This is a genomic window from Herbaspirillum rhizosphaerae, from assembly GCF_046025915.1.
GTDB lineage: Bacteria > Pseudomonadota > Gammaproteobacteria > Burkholderiales > Burkholderiaceae_D > Herbaspirillum > Herbaspirillum rhizosphaerae_A.
This window is the reverse complement of record NZ_JAQQFR010000034.1, coordinates 1-1,283: the sequence shown is the minus strand read 5'-3', so window position 1 is coordinate 1,283 and position 1,283 is coordinate 1. Positions and strand designations below refer to the sequence as shown.

Annotated in this window: 1 protein-coding gene; it reads left to right on the top strand. The window is 57.2% G+C overall.

The window, feature by feature from the left end; all coding sequences use genetic code 11:
• The first annotated feature begins 79 nt into the window (after positions 1-79).
• Positions 80-1,276 (top strand): porin, encoded by a 1,197-nt coding sequence (locus PQR63_RS23590; protein WP_408170725.1) that lies wholly within the window; start codon positions 80-82, stop codon positions 1,274-1,276.
• Positions 1,277-1,283: the final 7 nt, after the last annotated feature.

Genomic DNA, 1,283 nt, shown 5'->3' with positions numbered 1-1,283 from the left:
CGGGAAGCAGAAGCTTTAATGTCTGTGCATCCGACTGAAAGTACGGATCGTCAAGACTATTTTTATAGAAGGATGTCATATGAAAAAATCACTGCTTGCACTGGCCGTTCTCGGCGCGTTTGCAGGTGCTGCACAAGCACAAAGCTCCGTCACCATCTACGGTATCGTTGATACCGGCGTTGTCTACCAAAGCAAGGCCGCCACTGGTACTGGTGGGACCGGCAGCAAGTTTTCCGTCAACTCGGGTGTCATTCAGGGTTCGCGCATCGGCTTCAAAGGCGTTGAAGATCTGGGCGGTGGCCTGAATGCCGTGTTCAACCTGGAAGTCGGCTTCTCCAACGACACCGGCGCTCTCCAGGGTTCTGATGCATCGACTTCGTCGAATCTGTTCCGTCGCAAGTCGGTCGTTGGTTTGGCCGGTGGTTTCGGTAGCGTCTTGGTGGGTCGTCAAACTGACTTCGCCGATACCATTTCCTCTTACACCTCCGTCAACGACTTCGGTGGTTGGACCGGTAACGTCGGCCACAATCTGGATCGCCTGGAAGGTACCCGTACCAACAACTCGATTGCCTACACGACCAACAACCTGGGTGGCTTCACCGGCAACCTGATCTATGGTTTCGGTGAAACGGCTGGTCAAACTTCCGCCGGCCAGGCCTTCGGCGCCGGCTTGAAGTACGACAACGGCCCACTGGGTCTGGGCTTGAATTACTACCAGTCCAAGGCGAGCGGCACCGGTTACTCGTCTGACACCAGCCTGATCCCGTCGTCGAGCACCACGGCGCTGACTTCGGTGACCACTCAGGCCGGCACTGCCGGCAGTACTGCGTACAAGGGTTGGAATCTGGTGGGTTCGTACCAGTTTGGTCCGGCACGTGTGTACGCCAACTGGTCGCGCGTGAAGCAAGATCTCAACACCCAGGCTAACCTGACCGCAGTCGGCGTCGGCTCGCTGGGCACAGTGACCAACCGTACGCTGGCGCGCGCTACCAAGGCTGACGTGTACGAACTTGGTACCGCTTATTCTCTGACTCCATCGCTGAAACTGCTGGGTGCAGTGGACCGTACCAATGCGCAGTTTGATGGCGTGTCGGGCAAGGGTAAGCTGACTCAATTCAGCATCGGTACCGACTACTGGCTGTCCAAGCGCACCGACTTGTATGCCTTCCTGGCCTACACAAAGGCGACCGACATCGTCAACACCGGTGTGGCTGACAGCACCGGCGTCGATGGTAACCAGGGCGCAGTGGCTGTGGGTATCCGTCACAAGTTCTAAGCTACGA